The 22,038-nt window shown below is 42.4% G+C and carries 20 protein-coding genes; 10 read left to right on the top strand and 10 right to left on the bottom strand.

Features of this window, described 5'->3' with window-relative positions:
* Positions 1 to 106: 106 nt before the first annotated feature.
* Positions 107 to 1,483, top strand: coding sequence for an alanine/glycine:cation symporter family protein (locus R7044_RS05515; RefSeq protein WP_213896010.1), 1,377 nt, complete (start codon positions 107 to 109; stop codon positions 1,481 to 1,483).
* 118 nt (positions 1,484 to 1,601) lie between these two features.
* Here the strand turns inward: R7044_RS05515 and R7044_RS05510 are convergent, their stop codons facing one another.
* A complete protein-coding gene (locus R7044_RS05510) occupies positions 1,602 to 2,168 on the bottom strand; it encodes a threonine transporter RhtB (protein ID WP_130546072.1) in 567 nt (188 codons plus the stop codon).
* A complete protein-coding gene (locus tag R7044_RS05505) occupies positions 2,168 to 2,803 on the bottom strand; it encodes a LysE family translocator (RefSeq protein ID WP_017820932.1) in 636 nt (211 codons plus the stop codon). The genes R7044_RS05510 and R7044_RS05505 overlap by 1 nt, the downstream gene beginning before the upstream one ends.
* Before the next feature lie 216 nt (positions 2,804 to 3,019).
* Between R7044_RS05505 and R7044_RS05500 the strand changes: the two genes are divergently transcribed.
* Positions 3,020 to 4,492 (top strand): carboxypeptidase M32, encoded by a 1,473-nt coding sequence (locus tag R7044_RS05500; RefSeq protein ID WP_005377788.1) that lies wholly within the window; start codon positions 3,020 to 3,022, stop codon positions 4,490 to 4,492.
* Between the two features lie 70 nt (positions 4,493 to 4,562).
* Here the strand turns inward: R7044_RS05500 and R7044_RS05495 are convergent, their stop codons facing one another.
* The 3 genes from R7044_RS05495 to R7044_RS05485 form a co-directional block, all read right to left on the bottom strand.
* Positions 4,563 to 5,513 carry an LpxL/LpxP family Kdo(2)-lipid IV(A) lauroyl/palmitoleoyl acyltransferase gene (locus R7044_RS05495; protein WP_213966580.1) on the bottom strand — a complete coding sequence of 317 codons (951 nt, stop codon included), beginning with the start codon at positions 5,511 to 5,513 and terminating at the stop codon, positions 4,563 to 4,565.
* Between the two features lie 420 nt (positions 5,514 to 5,933).
* Complete coding sequence (locus tag R7044_RS05490; RefSeq protein WP_213966591.1) at positions 5,934 to 6,269, bottom strand: DMT family transporter; 336 nt, start codon at positions 6,267 to 6,269, stop codon at positions 5,934 to 5,936.
* 123 nt (positions 6,270 to 6,392) lie between these two features.
* Positions 6,393 to 6,779 (bottom strand): hypothetical protein, encoded by a 387-nt coding sequence (locus tag R7044_RS05485; protein WP_053303128.1) that lies wholly within the window; start codon positions 6,777 to 6,779, stop codon positions 6,393 to 6,395.
* A gap of 340 nt (positions 6,780 to 7,119) precedes the next feature.
* Here R7044_RS05485 and metA point away from each other — a divergent pair, with 340 nt between their 5' ends.
* The 7 genes from metA (at position 7,120) to R7044_RS05450 (ending at position 17,231) form a co-directional block, all read left to right on the top strand.
* On the top strand, positions 7,120 to 8,061 hold the full coding sequence (gene metA / locus R7044_RS05480; protein ID WP_005377792.1) for a homoserine O-acetyltransferase MetA: 942 nt from the start codon (positions 7,120 to 7,122) through the stop codon (positions 8,059 to 8,061).
* 179 nt (positions 8,062 to 8,240) lie between these two features.
* Positions 8,241 to 8,966: a type IV pilus biogenesis/stability protein PilW gene (gene pilW, locus R7044_RS05475; RefSeq protein WP_017820928.1), complete on the top strand. Its 726-nt coding sequence runs from the start codon at positions 8,241 to 8,243 to the stop codon at positions 8,964 to 8,966.
* A 267-nt stretch (positions 8,967 to 9,233) separates the two neighbouring features.
* Entirely contained in the window at positions 9,234 to 10,163 is a 930-nt protein-coding gene (locus R7044_RS05470; protein WP_225455400.1) for a phosphate/phosphite/phosphonate ABC transporter substrate-binding protein, read from the top strand.
* Positions 10,163 to 12,319, top strand: a complete 2,157-nt coding sequence (locus R7044_RS05465; RefSeq protein WP_213874441.1) for a GGDEF domain-containing phosphodiesterase — start codon at positions 10,163 to 10,165, stop codon at positions 12,317 to 12,319. The genes R7044_RS05470 and R7044_RS05465 overlap by 1 nt, the downstream gene beginning before the upstream one ends.
* 156 nt (positions 12,320 to 12,475) lie before the next feature.
* The gene (locus tag R7044_RS05460; protein ID WP_225455399.1) at positions 12,476 to 15,652 is read left to right on the top strand and encodes a response regulator; all 3,177 of its coding nucleotides are present in this window, start codon (positions 12,476 to 12,478) and stop codon (positions 15,650 to 15,652) included.
* Positions 15,653 to 15,661: 9 nt separating this feature from the next.
* Entirely contained in the window at positions 15,662 to 16,138 is a 477-nt protein-coding gene (locus tag R7044_RS05455; RefSeq protein WP_017633987.1) for a hypothetical protein, read from the top strand.
* A gap of 1 nt (position 16,139) precedes the next feature.
* A complete protein-coding gene (locus tag R7044_RS05450) occupies positions 16,140 to 17,231 on the top strand; it encodes a hypothetical protein (protein WP_053306908.1) in 1,092 nt (363 codons plus the stop codon).
* Between the two features lie 146 nt (positions 17,232 to 17,377).
* Here R7044_RS05450 and R7044_RS05445 read toward each other — a convergent pair whose 3' ends face one another.
* The 4 genes from R7044_RS05445 to R7044_RS05430 all read right to left on the bottom strand — a co-directional run bounded on the left by R7044_RS05445 (position 17,378) and on the right by R7044_RS05430 (position 19,305).
* Positions 17,378 to 17,689: a hypothetical protein gene (locus R7044_RS05445; RefSeq protein ID WP_005377799.1), complete on the bottom strand. Its 312-nt coding sequence runs from the start codon at positions 17,687 to 17,689 to the stop codon at positions 17,378 to 17,380.
* A 202-nt stretch (positions 17,690 to 17,891) separates the two neighbouring features.
* Entirely contained in the window at positions 17,892 to 18,326 is a 435-nt protein-coding gene (locus R7044_RS05440) for a DUF962 domain-containing protein (RefSeq protein WP_005377800.1), read from the bottom strand.
* A gap of 119 nt (positions 18,327 to 18,445) precedes the next feature.
* On the bottom strand, positions 18,446 to 18,799 hold the full coding sequence (locus R7044_RS05435) for an MmcQ/YjbR family DNA-binding protein (RefSeq protein ID WP_017633985.1): 354 nt from the start codon (positions 18,797 to 18,799) through the stop codon (positions 18,446 to 18,448).
* 23 nt (positions 18,800 to 18,822) lie between these two features.
* Positions 18,823 to 19,305, bottom strand: a complete 483-nt coding sequence (locus R7044_RS05430; RefSeq protein WP_017633984.1) for a MarR family winged helix-turn-helix transcriptional regulator — start codon at positions 19,303 to 19,305, stop codon at positions 18,823 to 18,825.
* Positions 19,306 to 19,415: 110 nt separating this feature from the next.
* Here R7044_RS05430 and R7044_RS05425 point away from each other — a divergent pair, with 110 nt between their 5' ends.
* On the top strand, positions 19,416 to 20,303 hold the full coding sequence (locus R7044_RS05425; RefSeq protein ID WP_017820923.1) for a DMT family transporter: 888 nt from the start codon (positions 19,416 to 19,418) through the stop codon (positions 20,301 to 20,303).
* Positions 20,304 to 20,435: 132 nt separating this feature from the next.
* Here the strand turns inward: R7044_RS05425 and R7044_RS05420 are convergent, their stop codons facing one another.
* Entirely contained in the window at positions 20,436 to 21,932 is a 1,497-nt protein-coding gene (locus R7044_RS05420) for an EAL domain-containing protein (RefSeq protein ID WP_031777195.1), read from the bottom strand.
* Positions 21,933 to 22,038 lie beyond the last annotated feature (106 nt).

Raw genomic sequence — 22,038 nt, 5'->3', positions numbered from 1 at the left:
TTTTGCTTGGCCTTCCCGCCTACAACCAATAGCTTAGTTCTTTTAGAGATCGTTGATCTCGTCCTTTCCCTCTTCTCCTTATTAGTTGTTTTATTAAGGGGAAATCATGAACAACCTACAATCTTTACTACAAACCATCGATAATTTTGTCTGGGGTCCACCGCTGCTTATTTTGCTAGTGGGTACAGGTGTTTACTTCACTTTTAGCCTTGGCTTGATCCAGTTTAAACACCTCCCAACAGCGCTAGCGATGGTATTCAGTAAAGATAAGTCATCTAATACTCAAGGTGACGTTTCTAGCTTTGCAGCTCTTTGTACTGCACTCTCAGCAACAATTGGTACTGGTAACATTGTTGGTGTTGCCACAGCAATCAAACTCGGTGGACCAGGCGCTCTATTCTGGATGTGGCTCGCTGCCCTTTTCGGAATGGCGACTAAATACGCCGAATGTTTGTTGGCGGTTAAGTACCGAAGAGTCGATGATAAAGGCCAAATGATTGGTGGCCCAATGTATTACTTGCAATACGGTGTTGGCTCAAAAGCTCTCGCGATCATGTTTGCAGTGTTTGCTTTGGGTGTTGCTTGTTTTGGTATCGGTACGTTTCCACAAGTAAACGCGATTCTGGATGCAAGTGAGATATCTCTTGGTGTTAACCGTGAGCTATCTGCCTTTGTACTAACTCTTTTGGTTGCTTTCGTAACTTTGGGTGGCATCAAATCCATTGCTAACGTTGCAGGAAAAGTGGTTCCTACCATGGCTGTATTTTATGTGTTGGCGTGTTTAAGCGTGATCATCATGAATGCAGACCAATTGTTCAATGCCGTTGAATTAGTGCTGGTTTCAGCCTTTACATCAACAGCAGCGACTGGTGGTTTTCTAGGTGCAAGCATCATGTTGGCAATCCAATCAGGTATCGCTCGCGGTGTGTTCTCAAATGAATCAGGTTTGGGTAGCGCGCCTATGGCAGCAGCAGCAGCGAAGACAGACTCTTGTGTTAAACAAGGCCTAATTTCAATGACGGGTACCTTTTTCGATACCATCATTATTTGTACCATGACAGGCCTTGCTCTAATCCTGACCGGTGCATGGCAAAGTGACTTTGCAGGTGCCGCGATGACGACTCATGCTTTTGCGGTGGGTTTAAATGCAGATACATTTGGTCCTATGCTCGTCTCAATCGGTTTGATGTTCTTCGCTTTTACCACCATTCTTGGTTGGAACTACTACGGTGAGCGTTGCGTTGTGTTCCTGTTCGGAACTAAAGCTGTGCTTCCATACAAACTGATTTTCGTTGGCTTGGTGGCATCTGGTGCATTCCTTCACCTCGATATGATTTGGCTACTGGCTGATATCGTAAACGGTCTGATGGCAATTCCTAACCTAATTGGTTTGATCGCACTGCGTCACGTCGTACTGGCAGAAACCAAACTGTTCTTTAGCTCAACATCGCAATCAGGTGAAGTTGAAGCAGTGAAAGCTTAGTGAAACGGCAGGTTTGCGGTCATAAACTGTCAGTCACAGAGAGCAAAACACATTAGAAATGGTAAAAACACAAAGCCCGCTATTATTTAGCGGGCTTTATTTATCTTCGGTTAAATGGTTAATCTCTCAACCATTGATGCTCAACGTTTTCTCCACGTTCTTCAAAAAACTTCGCATTTTTTTGCTTGAATTGATCCGCTTTCAACTCTGATAGCGGCCAGTCTAAAAATGCTTCTGTTACAAACGAGTCGCCGACACCAACCTCAATCGATTCCAGATGTTTCCCGATGTAGCGATAAAAGTAGCCTTGCCCAAACGCATCGCACACCATAGGTACATGCCTGACACGTTGATGATTGACAGAGACCGAAGCCCAAGTCGTCGTTTTAGGTTCACAGGTTTGCTCTTTTACAACGTCGACCTCAAATTTATTGTCCATAGTTGTCGAAACAAAAACGACAATAGCGTCATGCAAATACACACGCCTGAGCAATAACTGTTTAGTGTCTTGAGTTCGCGTTTGTTGTATTCCATTAGCAAAAGGCTCGAAGTAGCCCCAGTGCCAAGACCAGATCATGCCGCGTTGCGCAAACTGTACTTGTGGCCACGTATGCCAAGCAACAGCGGCACCTACCCCCACAATAAATACAGCGAGTAGTACCAACAATCGATAAATATTACGCATTAAACGGGTTTTTCAATCAATAACTTCACACCAAGTGCGACTAATACTGCGCCCGTCGCGCCTTCCATCCACTTCATAAAGCTTGCATTCTTTAGTAGATTTTTAGCCGAGTTAAGCGCGCCAGCTAAACCACACTGCCAAACCATCGCAATAGCAAAGTGTACAGATGCCATCATCATTGATTGAAGCAAGGGTGAACCTTCTGGATTCACAAACTGTGGCAAGAAAGCCAAATAGAAGACCGCCGTTTTCGGGTTCAAGACGTTAGAAAGAAAGCCCTCTCTAAAAGAGCGCTTACCATTAAACACTTCGTGAATCTGCTCGGTCACGGTCAATCCATCTTTCGACGACATTAGCGCTTTTAAACTGCTCAAACCAAGCCAGATAAGATAAGCCGCGCCAATCATTTTTACGATTTGGAACAACTCTGCTGATTGCGCAAGAATCGCCGAGATACCAACCGCAGAAAAAAAAGCATGTACGAATAAGCCAAAGCAAATCCCTAGACTGGTTGTACATCCATCTTTTAGGCCCGAGCGGCTAGTGTTACGGATAACAAGTGCAGTATCTAAACCTGGCGTTAACGTTAAAATCGTAATGGCAATAATAAATGCCTCGAAATTCAAAATATCCATATTATCGTGATAATTAATTGTCAATCCTTCATCAATACCGCCAATCCACAAGATTCGCAAGCTTCTTTTTTAAGAGAGCTATACAACTGGGTGAGTTTATGGACAATGGGTTGGAGTTAATTATTAATAAATTAACGTAGGTTGCTTAGTGCAACACCATATGAAGGACCCGTTATCGGGTGTTTAGGGAAAGAACAAAAGAATAAGAGTAGTCACATGAACGCATTTACAAAACTCGTTGAACATTCCAAAAAAGTGGCAAATTTTGAGCATCTATCTGCCATCATAGATTGGGATCAAGCAGCGGTCATGCCACCTGGTGGCGCTGAAGCACGATCGAATGCCACGGCAGAGCTCGATGTACATATCCATTCTTTAATGACTCAACCGCACTTGGGAGAGCTTTTCGCTCAGGCAGAAGAAGAGACGCTGTCTACAAAAGAAAAATCTATCCTAAGAGAAATGAAGCGTGGGTGGCAGCAAGCTAACTTACTACCAGAATCATTAGTTCAAGCTCAATCTCTTGCTGGCTCCAAATGTGAACATGCATGGCGTACGCAACGTGGAGAAAATGACTGGGCTGGTTTTGAAAAGAACTGGGCTGAAGTAGTAAAGCTATCGCAGGAAGAAGCGCAAATTAGAGCCGAAGCAAATGGCACGACTCCTTATGATGCCATGCTCGATGTTTATGAACCTGGCACAACGTCTGCGTCGTTAGACATTCTTTTTGCTGACGTGAAAACCTGGCTTCCTACTTTGATCGATGAAGCGCTTGAAAAACAACAATCAGACAACATCTTATTGCCAACTGCACACTACCCTGCGGAAAAGCAAAAAGCGCTCGGTTTGGAAGTCATGAAGCTACTTCAATTCGATTTTGAACACGGTCGACTTGATGAGAGTACCCACCCATTTTGTGGCGGTGTACCGACAGATGTGCGTATTACGACACGTTATAATGAAAACGAGTTTGTCCAATCATTGATGGGGATTGTCCACGAAACTGGCCATGCTCGATACGAGCAAGGGCTACCAAAAGATTTATCAGGAACACCCGCGGGAGAAGCTCGCTCTATGGGTATTCATGAATCACAATCACTCTTCTTTGAAATGCAAATAGGACGAAGCAGCGCGTTTATCGATCACCTCGCTCGACTGGCTTCTAACCATTTTTCTGGTAGTGAATTCGAAAAAGACAATTTAGCCAAAATTTACACTCGCGTAGAAAAAGGCTTTATTCGCGTAGATGCTGACGAACTAACATATCCTGCTCACGTTATTCTTCGATATGAAATTGAGCGAGATCTCATGAACGGCGTCATCAAACATACAGATGTACCAGAACTCTGGAACGAAAAGATGAAAGCGTACTTGGGGCTATCAACCGAAGGAAACTTCAAAAATGGCTGTATGCAAGATATCCATTGGACAGACGGAAGTTTTGGCTATTTCCCGTCCTACACGCTCGGTGCGATGTACGCTGCACAATTTATGGCAGCAATGAAACAAACCGTCGATGTAGATGCGGTTATTCGTTCTGGCGACTTAGCTCCGATATTCAATTGGCTCTCGGAAAACATCTGGAGTAAAGGTAGCTTATTCACCACTGATGAGTTGGTAAAACAAGCCACGGGTGAAACACTGAATGCTAAACACTTTCAAGCTCACCTAAAAGATCGCTACTTATAAAGCGAAAAGAATAGAAAGTAAAAGCCCAAGGTTCTTATGTTCCTTGGGCTTTTTGTAGGCTCTCTATGTGTTATGCCAAGCTAGGGATGAGCCTAGGCTTGTACAAACAGTCCTCACCCTCTGGTCTAGTTTTAAACCGACGATGAAGCCACATATACTGGCTCGGACTTGCCATGATTGATGTTTCAACTATTTGATTCACGAATGCGGCGGCACGTTGATGATCCTCTTTCGGGAAACCTTCGACGGGCGCACTAATGGTTAGGGTATAGTGTCCGTCTTTTCCTCTTACCATCGTAAAAGGCACAATGGCGCAATCTGTAGAATCAACCAACAAACTTGTGCCTGTCGTAGTACAAGCATTTTTAACGGCAAATAACGGTGCAAATGTCGAGCGTCGGTTACCATAATCGTGGTCCGGTGCATACCAAACCCGCTCACCCGTTTTAAGTGCTTCAAGCATGGCTTTGACGTTTTTACGATCAATCAGTGTACGATTAGAGCGAGAGCGTCCCTTATACTGAAAATAATCAAAGCACGGATTATTGTTTGGGCGATAAACACCGGTTCCAGACTTTTTAATGCCAAAAGCTCGAGCACCTAACTCTAGATTCATTGAGTGTACGGCCAACATTAATGCACCTTTGCCTGACTTCTCTAAAGCCTCTAGATGCTCCATGCCTTTTATCGTGACGTGTTTGTTTACCCGTTTATCTGACCAAAACCATGCCATTGCGGTCTCAAAAAGTGCGATGCCAGTATTGTCGATGTTGTCTTTTAGAATTGCTTCGCGTTGGCATTCTTCCATATGAGGGAAGCAAAGCTCAAGATTGCGTCTGATCGTAACTTGACGTTTTCTCATGAGTCGCATAGCTAAACGACCAATGTTGCGTCCCAAAGCTAGTTGAACTTTAAAAGGAAGGAGGCTAAGTGAGTACATCACGCTAATGATAATTAACGTTCCCCAGTAACGAGGCAAAAGAAATTCGGCCTTGAATGCAGGCTTTTTGTATTTGTTCATGTAAGTATTGTCAGATGTGCCCATCTATAAGTGATAAAAACAATGATAATGGACTGCACTTTTATCATTGATAACGCTAATAACATAAATTAAAGCGCGCGGATTCTATGGTTCTTCGACACACTACACAATAAGAACTTTGCAGAAATATGTAGGGAATGAAAAAGCAGTAAAGATGAGTCGCCACGTTAACATCTATCGGAGTGATTTATCTACTGCCCTTTCCTAAAGTTTGAAGAAACATAACTTTGTATTTTCAATGCGCTAAATAATGCCTGTTTTTCAATCACATAATGCGACCGTGATGAATACAACAATAAGACGTCATATCAATACTCGCCATTAGCGATTGAATTTGCACTAAAAAGCCGCAGCAATTTCTCGCTGCGGCTTCTTATTCACTTAACAAGTAGAGTGGCGTTATTCGTACCCTACTGTTTTGGATAATAAATTTACGATCAACACACCAGCGATGATAAACCCAATACCAACTAGGGCCGGTAAGTCTAGACGCTGTCCGTAAACAAAGTAACCAACCGTCGCAACCAAAACGATCCCAGCACCACTCCATATGGCATAAACAACCCCGACAGGCATTGTTTGCACTGTGATGGAAAGCAAGAAGAAAGCGATGCCGTAACCAATCAAAACGACTGTGCTCGGCATTACTTTCGTAAATTGCTCTGTTTTGGGAATATAAGAAGTGGCAATCACTTCACATACAATCGCTATCGACAGCGCCAACATTGGTGGCATAGAGACAAGCATTTTGAACATAAGGCATTAACGCTCAACAGAAATGTAACCGACAACATGTCCGGATAATTAGGCCGCGCATTATACCCAACTCATCTCACGATGGAATACCACTAACGATGTTTACACACCATCACTTTCGCTTACTTTTTGATGACCAGGTGAAAGGCTGACGTTTTGGTGCTGACGAGAAATTTCAAAGTAGATATGCATATCAATCGGCTCAGGTGTATTGAGTAGCATCTTACCTACTTCACGTTGGAAATGACCATAATTACCTAGCTCATCCGTTAGTTCTAGGAGCTCGTAAGAGGCTTCATCGGCAAACATTCCATACGCATACTGATAATGACTGATATCCTTGCTCTTATCATAACCCAGCTTTTGAAGAGCTTGATCAATCTCTTCCGGCGTATAAATGTCTTTATCACCAAACGAATGCAGTAGCACGCAAGGAACTTCTTGAGCGATGCCCTGAATCTTTGTCTTTCTCTTGAAAATACCGAACATAATGTCCTCCACTGACGATTTTTCCAAATATGCACATTAATGCAAAATGGTGAGCTGATTGTTTTTAGTATGGCTCATTAATTTGAGACTTCCTTACTACGAAGTCACCTTCACATATTAACGTGATCGCATAATTACCAGCAAATAGTACACACTGCGTTTCAAACCTATCTCATCAGAAACTCTGCTTTAGTCACAATTGTGTGACAACCCCGAGTACGGTTTACCATAATGTAAAGAGTAGATTGAAAAGTCGGATTTCGTATCGACATCTAAACTTAATTAAGTTAGCTTTAGAAGTATAGACGTCTAGATTGACTATGCTTAGGGAGAGAAAGTCGTGCCAATTAGAATTCCAGATCAATTACCAGCTACCGATGTATTAAGGACAGAAAACATCTTCGTGATGAGTGAAACGCGTGCAGCGAGTCAGGAAATACGTCCTTTAAGAGTGCTGATCCTTAATCTGATGCCAAAAAAAATAGAGACTGAAACTCAGTTTCTGCGTCTACTCTCAAACAGCCCACTACAGGTTAACGTCGAATTACTGCGCATTGATAACCGCCCGAGTAAAAATACGCCAACTGAACATTTAGACACGTTTTATCGCCAATTTGAAATGGTGCGAGATAAAAACTTCGATGGCATGATCATTACTGGGGCTCCATTAGGTTTGGTGCAATTTGAAGATGTCATTTATTGGGATCATCTCAAAACCATCATGGAGTGGGCAAAAGATCATGTGACATCCACTCTTTATGTTTGCTGGGCTGCGCAAGCAGGGTTAAAGCTACTCTACGATCTACCTAAAAAAACGCGTAAAGAAAAACTTTCAGGCGTGTATCATCATCAAATCCATCATCAGTTTCACCCTATCTTACGCGGATTTGATGACACGTTTTTGGCTCCTCACTCGCGTTACGCAGATTTTTCGCCTCACTTTCTAGAAGAGCATACTGACTTAGACATTTTAGCGACATCGGATGTCGCAGGTGTGTACTTGGCCACCACAAAAGACAAACGCAATGTCTTTGTCACAGGACACCCTGAGTATGATTCTCACACCTTACATAATGAATATATCCGAGATTTGAGCGAAGGTATGGAGCCCGCTATTCCTGTCAACTATTACCCAAACAACAACCCAGATAACCCACCAATTGCAAGCTGGAGAAGCCATGGACACCTCCTCTTTTTAAACTGGCTGAACTACTGTGTTTATCAGCAAACACCGTACGACCTCGATCACTTCAGTGAAGATGCTTTCACTAAAGACGATTAGCTTCAAAATAAGCAAACAAAGCACTCATCATTACCGAAATGTAATATGTGAACCAAGCCGCCATATGGCGGCTTTTTCATAACAGTTTGCAAACCTGATCGCATAGTGTTTTTTCCTCAATAGGTTTTTGCTAAGTAATTCATATCATGCAGAAAGATTCAGGGATGTAGGAATAAAGAATGAAAACAGCAAAGCTCGGTGCACTAATATTATTGTCTCAGTTTGCACTCGTGGGTTGCGTGACGGTGAAAGAAGATGGAAGCCCTGTCGTTAAAGCCGATCCTGTGGCAATGGCAGAATCACGTATCGCACTTGGCTTAGGTTATTTAGACGGCGGTAACATGATTCGCGCGCATGATAACTTACAACAAGCCTTAAACCACGCACCTCAATACTATCGCGCGCAATTATCTATGGCTCACTACTACGAAACGGTTGGTGAAGATATTAAAGCCGAACAGATGTATAAACGCTCTCTACGCCAACATACTAAAAACGGAAATGTGCTCAATAACTACGGTACTTTTCTTTGCAAGCGAGGTGACTTCGAAAAAGCCGATCAGATGTTTAATCGAGCCATTGAGCAGCCTTATTACTACCTTATTCCAGCGAGCTATGAGAATGCAGCTTTTTGTGCGCTAAAATCACAAGATAAAGACAAAGCGAGATACTACTTTACTAGAGCTATCGATCATGATCCCCATAGACCAAAATCGATTTTGCAACTCGCTAAAATAGAAATTGATAGCGGTGATTATACTGAAGCTAGAATTCGATTAATGAGATTCAATCAAATGTATGGCGTGAAGAAGCCCTCTTTGCAACTCATGATTCAACTTGAACGTGCAGCAGGCAATGAAGCTCTCGAGAAAAAGTATCAAAAACAATTGGAAAAATTTTCTTAGTACAAAATAGCGATACATAAGGCGCATTAGCTCACAGCCAATACAGCGCTTGACCAAGAATCCAGTGAATTCAGACTCACGGTGATACATTCATCCTGTACATAAACGTCAAATTCGGTACTATTTGAACGGAATAAGTGACCAAGTCACATTATAAAAAGTGCGCACACAACGAAATTTGTACATCATACTGTTTTTAAGATTGATTTCGGCACATTGATAAATACTAAATATTACTGACATGCACCAGAAGGAAGTTGAAGCCGGATGAAACCTGCCTGCACTCTGTTATTACTCACTTTGCTGAGTTCACCTTTTGTCGTCAGTGCACAAGAAAATATTGAGAAAACATTCACATTTGGCATTGTGTCCAATAAAGCCCAAAGCAAAATCAAAAAAGCGACGCCCCTTACTCAGTATGTAACTGAAAATATGGCTGAATATGGTTACGCAAAAGGGGCGGTAAAGGTATTTAAAAACTATCGTCAGCTCGCGGTTGCGCTTGAAAATGGCACCGTTCAAATTGCAACGGCGACCCCCTTTAATGCGATGACCTTAGAAAAGGAGTCTAATAGCCAAGTCCTCGCTATACGATGGAAAAAAGGCCTGCAAAAATATCATACGGTGTTCTTTACTAATAAAGAGAGTGGCATTGAGTCATTTTCTGACCTGCGCGGAAAAACGCTTGTTTTCGAAAAGCGCACGTCTACCAGCAGCTATTACCTACCTGCGATTACATTGCTGAACCACGGAGAAAAACTGCAATACCTTCCCTCTCCTGATGACAAACCGGCCAAAGACAGTATTGGTTATTTATTCCTTGATGAGCAACTCGCTCAGTCAAATGAAATCAACCTATCTGTATGGGTATATAAACAGAGAGTTGCAGCAGGAGCATTCAGTAACTTCAACTGGAACAATCCCAAAGATTTGCCAGAGAACATGAAAGACAAACTAGCGATTTTTTCTCGTTCTGTTGAAATACCCAGGGATTTAATTCTCGCTTCTCCAAGCATGAGCCTAGAGCAACAGCTTAAAATCACGTCCATACTGCTTGATATGGATACAACTCACGAAGGCTCTCTCGCACTTAAAAAGTTTCAGAACACCAAAAAATTCAGCGCGCTTACTCCAGAAATGCGAGCCTCCTTAAGTACAGTGCGCAAGTCAGTTCACTTGTTACCGAAGGTGGATTGATGTTTCAAAAGCTCTCACTCGAAACCAAATACATTTGCTCGACAATGTTCGTTGTCTTGTTTGTTGTGGTGATAAATCTTGCGTTATACATGCACGGTTACGATGCGTATTCAAATAGCTTAACTCAACAGATCACGAACAACTCTCAAGAAAAAACAGAATCTTACGTTAAGCAAAAAGGGTTGGTTTATGCAGAGCTATTATCAAAACAGCTTTTTGATCCACTCTATACAGACAATATCAGTCAAGCGTATGAGCAAATTAAGGCAACATTGAGCCAGCCAGATGTCTCGAAAATACATGTTGTTGACAATGAAGGGCTAATCTTTCACGACGGCACTACTCAGCTAAGGATGTTTGCCCAACCTCATTACCGCTCTCCTTTTATTTTGAAAGCAATAGAAGAATCTAGAACTCTCGTTTCCTTTTCCAAGCATCAGTTGGAGATCGCAGCGCCGATTCAGCAATCAAACATTACTCTTGGGGCGGTGTATCTTGAGCTTAACTTGATACATCTACTGGAAGAGAAAGAACAGAACATTGAACAAGTCCAAGCGATTACCTCAAACGATAAACAGAAGATGTTTAACTTGCTGCTAACGATCAGTGGGATATCCGTTCTATTCGGTAGCATCATCGCTTATGCTTTGGGGCGGTCGTTAACTAAACCACTCAAGCAACTAAAAGATCAATTTTCAGAGTCAAATACCCAAGCGCTGCCAGTCACCGACATACAAAGCAAAGATGAAGTGGGAGAACTTATTTCGGCGTACAACAAAATGTCAAACAAAGTGAACCGATACACCAGCCGAGTTGAGTTCATGGCGTACCACGATATTCTGACTTCCCTGCCAAACCGAGAAAAGTTACTCATTGATATTCAAACGCAAATAACTGACCACAAATCCCCCTCACTCGCGGTTGTGTTTATTGACTTGGATGACTTTAAGCACATTAACGATAACTATGGACATAACATTGGGGATAAATTGCTAGGCCATCTTGCCTCAGAGCTTCAAGGCCGTTTGCCGAGTTATTTTAAGCCGCTTTACCGCCTTTCTACCATCGTAAGTCGAGTAGGTGCGGATGAATTTGTACTGGCCTTTCCGTGCTCGGACAATCATGAAGCTAGAGAAAAAGCGAACGATATTCATCGCCAACTACTCTCTCCCTTTAGTTTGGAAGAGAACGATATTCAAATTACGGCAAGCCTCGGAATTGCTGTGTATCCAGAATTTGGTTCAAACGCTGAGTCTCTTTTACAGCTTTCCTCTCTTGCGGCGCAGGAATCTAAAAGACGCGGTAAAGACATTATGACGATATACGATTCCACGTTTGATGAAACGATTAAACAACGTTTATACATAGAACGAGAACTGCGTCGTTCAGTACGTGATTTGTCTCAATTCGAGCTGTGGTATCAACCACAATTTGATCTAAAAACCTATCGCCTAATTGGGGTCGAAGCATTGGTTAGGTGGAATCATCCCGAGAAAGGTTATATCAGTCCAGAATCGTTTATCCCGATCGCAGAACAAAGTGATTTAATATTGGAGCTTGGAGAACATATCATTGAGACGGCAGTTGCTCAGCGGGCAATGTGGGCAGAACATTTCGGTACTGATTTTCACATTGCATTAAACTTGTCCCCAAGACAAATCTATCGCCAAGATTTAAGTCAATTATTTTCTAAGTATTTACGACGACATGATGTCGCCCCTCAAACCATTCATGTTGAAGTGACAGAGTCACTTTTTATTGATGATACAGAGAAAGCTCAATATGTGCTTAAAAAACTACAAAGTATCGGAGTGGAAGTTTGGCTAGATGACTTTGGTACGGGGTATTCAGCCCTTGCCTACCTACAACATATGGCTTTTGACGGGCTCAAGATTGATCGTTCATTTATCGCTCAAATCCGAAAAAGCGATCAAGACGATTCATTAGTTCGCGCGATTGTATCCATGGCTCACAACCTAAGAATGAAAGTAGTAGCCGAAGGCGTAGAAACTCAAACTCAACTCACACGAATGGAGTCTCTCCACTGTGACGTCGTACAAGGCTTTTTCTTAGGTAGGCCTGTACCTGCTGAGGAATTGATTGCATTTGAATACCAACGAGGGAGTGGCGCTCAAAGCGTCAATCACTTTGCTTAGAACGCCGTTTTGTTAACTATTGCCGCTTAGCGCGTTAGTACTCGTAATGCAATATCGGTCACACTTCCCCCACCTCATTAATATGAATTTTCTCTTAAAATCTAACATCTGAGATAAATAAACTACACTTTTCATATCAACTTCTTGGATATGGAAATGCGCGTGGTAGGAATCTTTTCTTGGAACAACCTGTCGGTAAAACAAAAGCTATTTGGGTTGGTTTTGCTGCCAATTTTATTGTTGCTTGTCCTCGCGGGTAAACATGTACAAAGCCTTTCTATCCAGGCTCAGGAACTACAAAAAGCACAGTTATTCTCTGTCTACATCGACCGCGTATCTTCGCTTTATCACCTACCGAATAACCCTGATGTAATAGATAAGCAACTAAAAACTCAGCAGATATCTCAATTGTTACGCGACACTGCAGCACCAGTATTCGGTGAAAACGCTGAGATACTAAACCAGTTGACAAGCTTTGAGGAAGCAACCCTCTCGATGCTCTCTTCGCAAAATCAAGAAGAAAAGTTAGATGCGGCAGAGTGGCGCGCTGATACGTTCAAAGAAATCCTCATGAGCTTAGACAAAGTCTATTTTAGAAATGTGAGTTATGAAACAAACACTCACCTTTCTTCTTTGATGCAACTTGAATGGTTGATGTTTTGGTCCACTGAAGAGCATAGATTAAGCGAATATTTGATTCGATCTTCAGAGGAAAATAACGAGTATGACCTCACAACACAGGCTTCTATCCAATCTTTAATCCAGAACCAACAACTATTTCTAGAGCGTTTTGTGACGCTAAATGCCAATCAACAACAAGTAGATCTGCTCATTGAGACGTTTACGGGTGAAGTCTTTATCAAAAGCCAAGAGTTTCGTGCTTATTTATTGCAACCAGCTCAACTCAAATCATTAACCCCGGATGAGATTGATGCGGGGTTATCTGCACTCAACAAACGCTTATCGTTATTACAAAGTGTTGACGACAAAATGGAACAGCAGCTGAGTGATGATATATCAAAGACAATCAACACGACGACACAGCACCGCTTTACCTTTATCGCAATGATGAGCCTTTTAACGCTGTTGGTCGTAAGTTTAACGCTAAGATTGGTGCGAAAAGTTACTGGAAACTTGAATCTAGTCCTCAAATTTCTCAGTAACGAAAGCAATGAACAAAGTAACACTGAAAATTCACCTCTTGCTCAACTAATAAAGGGTAAAGACGAGCTGAGTAAGTTTGCTCGAGAGGTAAAAAAGCTTAGTGATGAGCGGATGTTGTCCAGACTAAAGCTCACACAAGCTAAAGAAGATGCAGAACAAGCAAAAGATGATGCAATTAAGGCGAGTAAAGCCAAAAGTAGCTTTTTGGCCAACATGTCCCACGAGATCCGCACGCCGCTAAATGGCGTTATTGGTATCTCTGAAGTCTTATCCGATACTTCCCTGACTGCCACACAACGCGATTACGTCGATACGATTGAAACCTCCTCCCAACTGCTTTTGAGTTTAATTAATGACGTTCTAGACTTCTCAAAAATTGAATCTGGGATGTTGCTCATTAGCCCACATTCAACTTGTGTTCGAGAGTCTATCTATGACATTGCTTCTATCATTTCACCGAAAGCAAAGGAAAAAGGCATCGATGTGCAAGTCAACATTAGCCGTAACACGCCTTACCACGTAATGTTGGATGACCATCGTATACGCCAAGTTGTCATGAACTTCATGTCTAACGCGGTAAAATTTACCGAACAAGGCAGTGTTGAGCTATCGGTCATCACCCGCGAAATAAAAAATGGTGAAGCGGTCATCGAGTTTTCCGTTAAAGATTCTGGGATTGGTATTGATGCCCAGCAGCAAAAGAAAATATTTGCTCCATTTGCCCAAGAGGATAACTCTACTACCCGACAATTTGGGGGAACTGGACTTGGGCTTGCCATTAGCACGCAATTAGTTGAGCTAATGGGTGGAGAAATTCAACTTGAATCCGAGAAAGGTAAAGGCAGTCGCTTCTTCTTTGAACTAACTGCTCCTGTTGTGACGCAAGAGTTTAACGCTTATCACGCTCTGAATCACAACGATATATGGATTGTATGCAGCAGTACTCAACTAGAACAAAAACTGCGTAACGAGTTAAGTTTTTTCAACATCAATATAACGCAGTCAGTAGATACCTTAAGTGCGTTGCCAACGTGGATTGATAACGAGCGCGTTATCGTTATTCATGTAGAAGCATCACCAAATGCAGCAGCGATGCATATCGATGAGATAGAAAGCCTTTGTAAACGAAACATTCGTGTCTGCCTCATCAAGCACCTTCATAGCCCACAATTCGACTTTAGAAGCAGTATCAGCGCCTTGGTCACTCAGCCACTACTAGGGCAGCGCTTAATTAAAGCACTTGAAAGTTGTGCGGCAAATTTCTCGCACGCACAACAAGAGAGCATTTCAGCGCAACATGTTAAATCTTTGCCGAAAATTTTGGTCGTTGATGACAATACGGTCAATCAAAAAATCGCGGGGCTACACGTCACAAAAGCTGGCTTCGACTTTGATGTCGCAGTAAACGGACAAGAAGCGGTTGAGAAATTTCAACAGAATCAATACAGCCTAATTTTAATGGACTGCATGATGCCCGTAATGGATGGATTTGAAGCCACCCAAATAATTCGTCAAATAGAAGTAAAAGAAAAACGCGCTTTCAGAATTCCGATTATTGCTCTAACGGCAAGTGTGGTCGATGACGATATACAAAAATGCTTTGACGTTGGAATGGATGACTATGTGCCCAAACCGTTTAAAGCAGGATTGCTTAAAGAGAAGTTAGATAAGGCAATTGGGTTACGTGTTTCCAACACGACGCCTGCTGAACCACACCAAGAGAACACTACTCTCGATACAACTCATAAACTACCTGCGAGTTCAGAGCAACCAGAAGCAACGGTAACGCCTATTCGCTCCGAACGTATCTTGCTTGTCGAAGACAATAGAGTGAACCAGAAAGTGGCTTCTCTATTGCTATCTAAAGCAGGCTATCAATTCGAAGTCGCAGAAAACGGACAAATTGCAGTCGAAATGTTCCAAAAAGATGGAAAGTTTGATGTTATTTTGATGGATTGCATGATGCCCATAATGGATGGGTTTGAAGCTTCTAGGCAAATTAGAGCTTATGAAGCGAGTAAAGGATTAGCTAAGACGCCCATTATCGCATTAACAGCAAGCGTCGTTGATGATGATATTCAACGCTGCTTTGATTCAGGAATGGATGCCTACGTACCAAAGCCTGTGCGCAAAGAAAAACTGTTGTATCAAATTGAACAAGCAATGTAGGTGGATTCTATGAGTAGAAATCATTCTCGCGTTGCTTTTCCTTTGCGTTACATAAAACGCTATCTGTTTATTCTGATTGCCCTTCTTTCATTAAATTGCCAAGCTCTCGCTGCAGAGAGCTACGCCGTTTTCTCATTTAATGACGAATTCTCTCCGCTCACTGTCAATAAAGCGCGAAAGTTGTACAGAGGGAAGACGCAACTTTTACAAGGCCAGCGAATTGAACTCTCTGACTGGCCTGCGACATCAACAGAAAGAGCTGAGTTCTATCGTTATCTTCTCAACAAAAATTTAGCGCAAATGAACGCGCATTGGGCAAGCTTGTCTTTTTCAGGTAAAGCTAGACCGCCAAAAGTGATTGCACGCTCCAGCATTGATGACCTCATAGCATGGATGCAAGAGAAGCCCAATAGAATTGGTTATGCCCCAACATCGAGCGTCCCTAGTAATGCTCATGTTTTATGTGTGGTTAGCTCGGAGAATTGATATGAAAAAATATTTAACCATGTTATCGCTGAGTATCGCGACCTTTCCGAGCTCAGCCACGATTGAACTAACAGAACAACTTTCTTTAAGTGGTTTTGGCTCTACTTCGTGGGCAAAATCCGATAACCCAACTACGTTACTAGTTAACCGCTTTATTGGCGATGAATCTTGTTTCGATTGCGATACCACTTTCGGCATGCAGCTCGATTATTTTCACAAGGCATTTCGGGCATCCGCACAAGTCGTAAAGCGCCCGCAAGACCATTGGAGCTCGCCTCAGCTCGAGTGGGCGTATTTGGCTTATACCTATCAAAACATAGAAATACGAGGAGGACGCTTAAGACTGCCACTGTTTTTGATGTCTGAGTACAACTATGTCGGCCACGCTTTTACCCAAGCCCGCCCACCGAATGAGGTATATGACAGCATTCTAGGTATCACGGCTTATAACGGCCTATCTGCACGCTGGATTCATGACCTCAATGAGCAAGTCGTACTTACTGCCATGCCGTTTGTCGGGTTTAAAGACAATAGTGACGTAACCATCAATGAACGTACTGAATTGGAAATTGAGTCAAACAATACTGCAGGGATGAACTTAACGCTAAGCGGAGAGAGCTATCGTTGGAATTTTTCCTACCTCCACGGCGATTATGATCAAACAACGACGCTCTCTAACATTGAGCAGTCCACTCCCGGTGGCGGAACCACAATCATTGACCGTCTAGTTGAAACAGAAAAAAACAACACGATCGATCTGTTCTCTCTAGGGTTAAGATACGAGCTCGATAACATTGTGATTATGGTAGAAGGACAGACCAGCAATCTTTCCTCATCTTGGTACGCGACAACAAGTTATAATTTAAACAAGCTGACTCCTTATATTGTTTACGGTCAGCAGTTTAATAGTCGGGATAAAAAAAGTGGAGACAGTTTCTTACTCGGGTTGAGATACGACCTAGATTACAACGTTTCCCTGAATGCAGAATGGCAAAGGTTCAACGCCTACAATAATAGCTCTGGCGCGTTTTCATCAGCCCCAAAGGATGACAGTGCGAGCCTTTATACGCTAATGCTCAACTTCGTTTTTTAATGTTTCTTACAGTACCAATTTCCACAACACTGGGGGCTGTTGTATTAAGAAGGCTTTTTGCAACACGTAACTAAACGCTAAACGACTGGAAGGGATAGAATCGATCAGATAGGTAAGTGGCAATCCAAACAGAGACAAAGGTTACTCTATTTCGGTTTGTTTTGATTGCCTTTTAACCGCTTTTCTTTGCGTCGCAGTGCCCGGAAAAACTTTGACTCTTCGTGGTACCAACCAAGGACACTAATTGGGAAGCCCACGAGCATCATAATAAAAACATCCGCAGGGAGTTGTTCCCAAATGTCGCTTAAAGAATGCAGCTCTCCAAAAATGAACAAACCGATGACTTTACCAAGCAGTAATGCACAACAAATCATAAAGAAGGACTTTAATATATAGTGCCATTTGCCTTTTTTACGCTCTTCTCTCCAATAGGCATATTTATATTGTCGGTCGTACATTCATCCCCCTAAAGTAAACTTGCCGTAAGTTTAGGCATCTCGATAGCGTAAAGTGCGTTGGCACCTCTTTAATCATAGTGCGTATCTAAAGTGAATGCTTGTCGTGGCAATAAGAAGGAGAGGTATTCTGTAGTAAGAGCTACATAATCTCTGAACGTTATATGTCTTGTGTCATTCGGATGATGCCTGATTTTGCTTATCGCTAGTGTTTTCTGAACACCCAAATCGGGCCGATGAGTAGAAACTGTAAATCCTCAAAAAACGACGGTTTTTTACCTTCAATCTTGTGACCGATAAATTGCAATATCCACAATACGCCAAACAAAAGCATAGAAATATGCAGAACGGGCAACATCAATACCTCTAGAGACCAAATAAGGCCAATGCACGCTAATGTGTAGCCGATCATCATCATGAATACGCTCAGAGACAAACGAAAATAGAAAACCCAAGTGGGGATCACCGCTACCCAAACCCAATTAAGTTCGAAGCCTAATAATGAAATCTGGGGAATCGACCAAATAAGTCCAACCACAGAAAGGTAAATACCTGGAACTGCGATTGTGTGAATCTTTTGGTTGATAGGGTTTTGGTGACTCTCACCATATTCTTTTAGCCATTCAGATAATGCTCGCATATCATTCCCCTTTTCCACCTTCTTATTCTTATATAGCCCGAGGATGAAAAAGGTGCGAATTTTTCCGTAAAGGCTACGAGCAACGAGCGACAAGACAACAGAGGCCAGTGCGTTGCCGGTTACTCACCAAGCAACGCTCGTTGTGCTTTCGGCAGCTTGGCAACGACAAGAGCATAAGAGCGTTCACACAAATCTTGAATCAACCCATCCTCGACATCACCGTTAAAATAAACCGTTATCCAATGACGCTTATTTAAGTGATAACCCGGGATAATATCCGTAAACTGCGACGTTAAGACTTCTCCATCTTCTGGTTTTACTTTTACGCTGACATACTCCCGACCGTTTCTCTCTGCAATGATGGCAAACATCTTGCCTTTGATTTTGTATACAAGCGCTTCAGGCCCAAATGGGAAATCACTTTCTGCACACATGAAGGTACTTAAGTATTGTTCTAGTTCTTTGCTTTTCATATCCCCTACCTCCTTCTGCGTTCTCACTCAAATTGTGGCAATAGCAATTTTAACGCCTGGTTAACCTGCTCTTTTTCATTGCCTTCTAAACCATGCAATAACGATTGCTGAACGTCTACATGCTCCAAAATTAGCTTGTCAATTAAGGTTAAGCCTTGCTCTGTTAGTTCAACGGTGACGCTACGTCGGTCTTCTTTGCTATGGGTTCTGGTAATAAACCCTTTCTTCTCTAGTTTATCTAAGCGATTGGTCATCGCACCCGAAGTGAGCATCATTGACTCTATTAACGCTGAGGGAGTAAGACAATATGGTGAACCAGCTCGACGCAGTGTCGCTAACACATCAAATTCACCCATTTTCAGATCGTACTTCTTATGTAGCTCGGCGACCCTAGATTCCATGTGTTTTGCAATTCGCATTAGTCGACCCATTATTGCCATCGGTTCAGTGTCGAGGTCTGGCTTCTCCCTAGCCCACTGCTCTACCACTCTATCAATTGCATCCATTATTTCTCTCCAAACATCATATATTTTTTATTTTAACATAAAGATACTTTACAAAAAGCCACCTTGCCGATATCGTTACATTTAATTATCTCTACATAAAGATATTTAACATGAACATTTTACTTGCGATGATTCCTGCCTTTTTTTGGGGGACGACTTACGCTGTTACTCAGTTTACTCTACCGGACTGGCCTCCCGTTTTACTTGGTGCTCTAAGGGCACTGCCTGCGGGTCTTTTGTTGCTGGCAATAAAGCCCTCGTTTCCAAAAAGAAGTGAGTGGAAAGTGCTGCTTGTTTTAGGAACCATCAACATCGCTTGCTTCTTTGGTCTCATTTTTGTCATGGCGTTGACGCTTCCTTCTGCCATCTCTGGTGTTGGTATGGTTTCGGTCCCCGTTTTTGCGATGCTGTTTGGTTGGGCGGTCTACAAACGTCAGCCTAGTGGCATTCAAGCGATAAGCGGCGCAACTTTGATTGCTTTAGCTTGGTTCTTATTTGATCCTAGCTCTATTTCTCTCGAACCCGTGGGCTTACTTGCGATGATCTCCGCCATTATGTGCATCGTGATAGGAAGTAGCGTAACAAAGTCACTAGGTACAAAAATGCACTGGTGGACAGTGCTAACATGGCAGCTCATTTTGGGTGGCGTGATTATGTCTATCGCAACAAGTGTGCTGGCGATAAACAATCCAGAGCCATATGTTACGGTCGTTCAGGACGTATCCATGACGAATATTCTAGGGTTACTGTGGGTAGTTATTCTGAACACCGCATTAGGGTATGGCATGTATGTATGGTTATTACAGCGGATGTCGGTCGTAGATTTTACCTTTGGTGGTATTGCAAACCCAGTCGCAGGCATTGTTTCGGGCCTACTGCTATTGGGGGAAACGTTCACTCCTCTGCAATACAGCTTAATGCTAGGAATGATCGTAATGTCATTACTACCTCAGCTCATTACGTCAATCAAAACGAAAAGAGCCGCACTCTCCTCCTAAGTAACGTTAATTCCTAACACTCTAGAAGTAATGAGAGTGTTAGGAATCCTCAAGTGTAACCCCATCAGCAGAAATCAGCGCTAACCTAGGCAACTGACACCTTTAAAACGGTACGTTTTGACATTATGGCTGTTAAGCGCTTGCAAGGTTAGTCAGGGGCTCTGGTTTAGCGTAAACATAACCTTGAATAAGGTAAATCGCATGCTGAGCCAGATATTCGACTTGAGCCTGGCTCTCTACACCTTCTGCAATCATCTCACATTCCGCTTTGTTCGCTGCAGACACAATTGAGTCCAGCACTTTCAACTTTTGATCGTCAGATCCTATTGGATCAATGAACATCTTATCCACTTTTACACACCGGATGCCCAAATCTTGTAGGTAAGAAAAGCCACCATATCCGGTACCAAAATCGTCAATTTTGAACTTGTAGCCTTTATTCGTTAAATACAAAATCTCTTTTTTCGCGGCCTCAGTGTCTTTTACTGGTATTCTCTCGGTCAACTCAAAATGAATTCTATTCGAGATTGGCCAATTTAACTCCGACAGCAACTTCGTTAATACGCCTGACTCTAAATGGGAGGAAACAATATTGATGCTGACCCACGTATGCTCGGGCAAGTCACTTAAGTCTTGTATGATTTTACGAATAAGCTGATTGGTCATCGGGATAATCAGGCCACTTTCTTCTGCAGCACCAATAAACATATTTGGTGGCACCATTCCATCACGTCGCGACCATCGAATCAGAGCTTCATATCCTACTGTCTTACCATCGCGACTATCGACAATCGCCTGGTAGTAAGGAATAAATTCTGTATTACTAATCCCATTTTCAATTAGACCTGTAATGGATTTTCTCAAGCTTTTACCAGATATGTATGCAAAGGCAGTCACAAGACCTGCAAGCACACTTACAAGACCGCCCCACAAAAGTACTCTTTCCTGAGCATAATTTTTAAGTTTTTCACCGCTGTATATCTTGATGAGCATGTTGGCTTGAGACTCTCCTGAAAAGAAAAACTCTTTTGACAGTGCGTTTTCTTCTCCTGCAATATTCGCTTTGCCACGGCTTATCGTTAAATCACCAAATATTGGTTCATCATACTTAAACTCTACAAATAGGCAGTCTTTGCAAGGCGTTTTTATTACCTCGTTAACCCAACTGTTATCAAGTACCCAGAAGACTTCAACGTGTTCATTATCATAAATGACCATCCACTCTATTTGGTCATTCTGTTGCGGCAAAATAAGTGATGCGAAAAAGTTTTCATCCATCTGAAATCGTTCACTACTAGATGGGCGAGACACTTCACTACCAACCGTGGAACACGTTTTTCCGCCTTCTGTGGTCATCGCAATAAAACGAATGTAACGGTTATAAAAACGTGGGTCGCGTAAAGTTCTTACATCACTATCACTACAAGTAAAATCTAACTGAGCAATCTGCTTCACTATTGCTCCGTCCAAATAGGCAGACCTTTGATTTAAATAATCTACGTAAGCATCTATTTTCGACGCTTTTACCGAGTTGACGTAAAAGTTGGTTATCGAATGAAAGGCCACTACAAATATGGCGATGGGAACTAAGCCGAGTAAAATGGCATACCTTGTATTCTTTGTTATCAAAGTTCGTCCTGCTAATCTGTCAAGCAACCTAAGTGGGATATGAATACTATCTCATTTTTATAGTCCAAAAAGTGAGGAATGACGCTCAATAAAATTATAGACTCAA

This window comes from Vibrio sp. 1402 (genome assembly GCF_033340275.1).
This window is presented reverse-complemented; position numbering and strand designations above follow the sequence as displayed.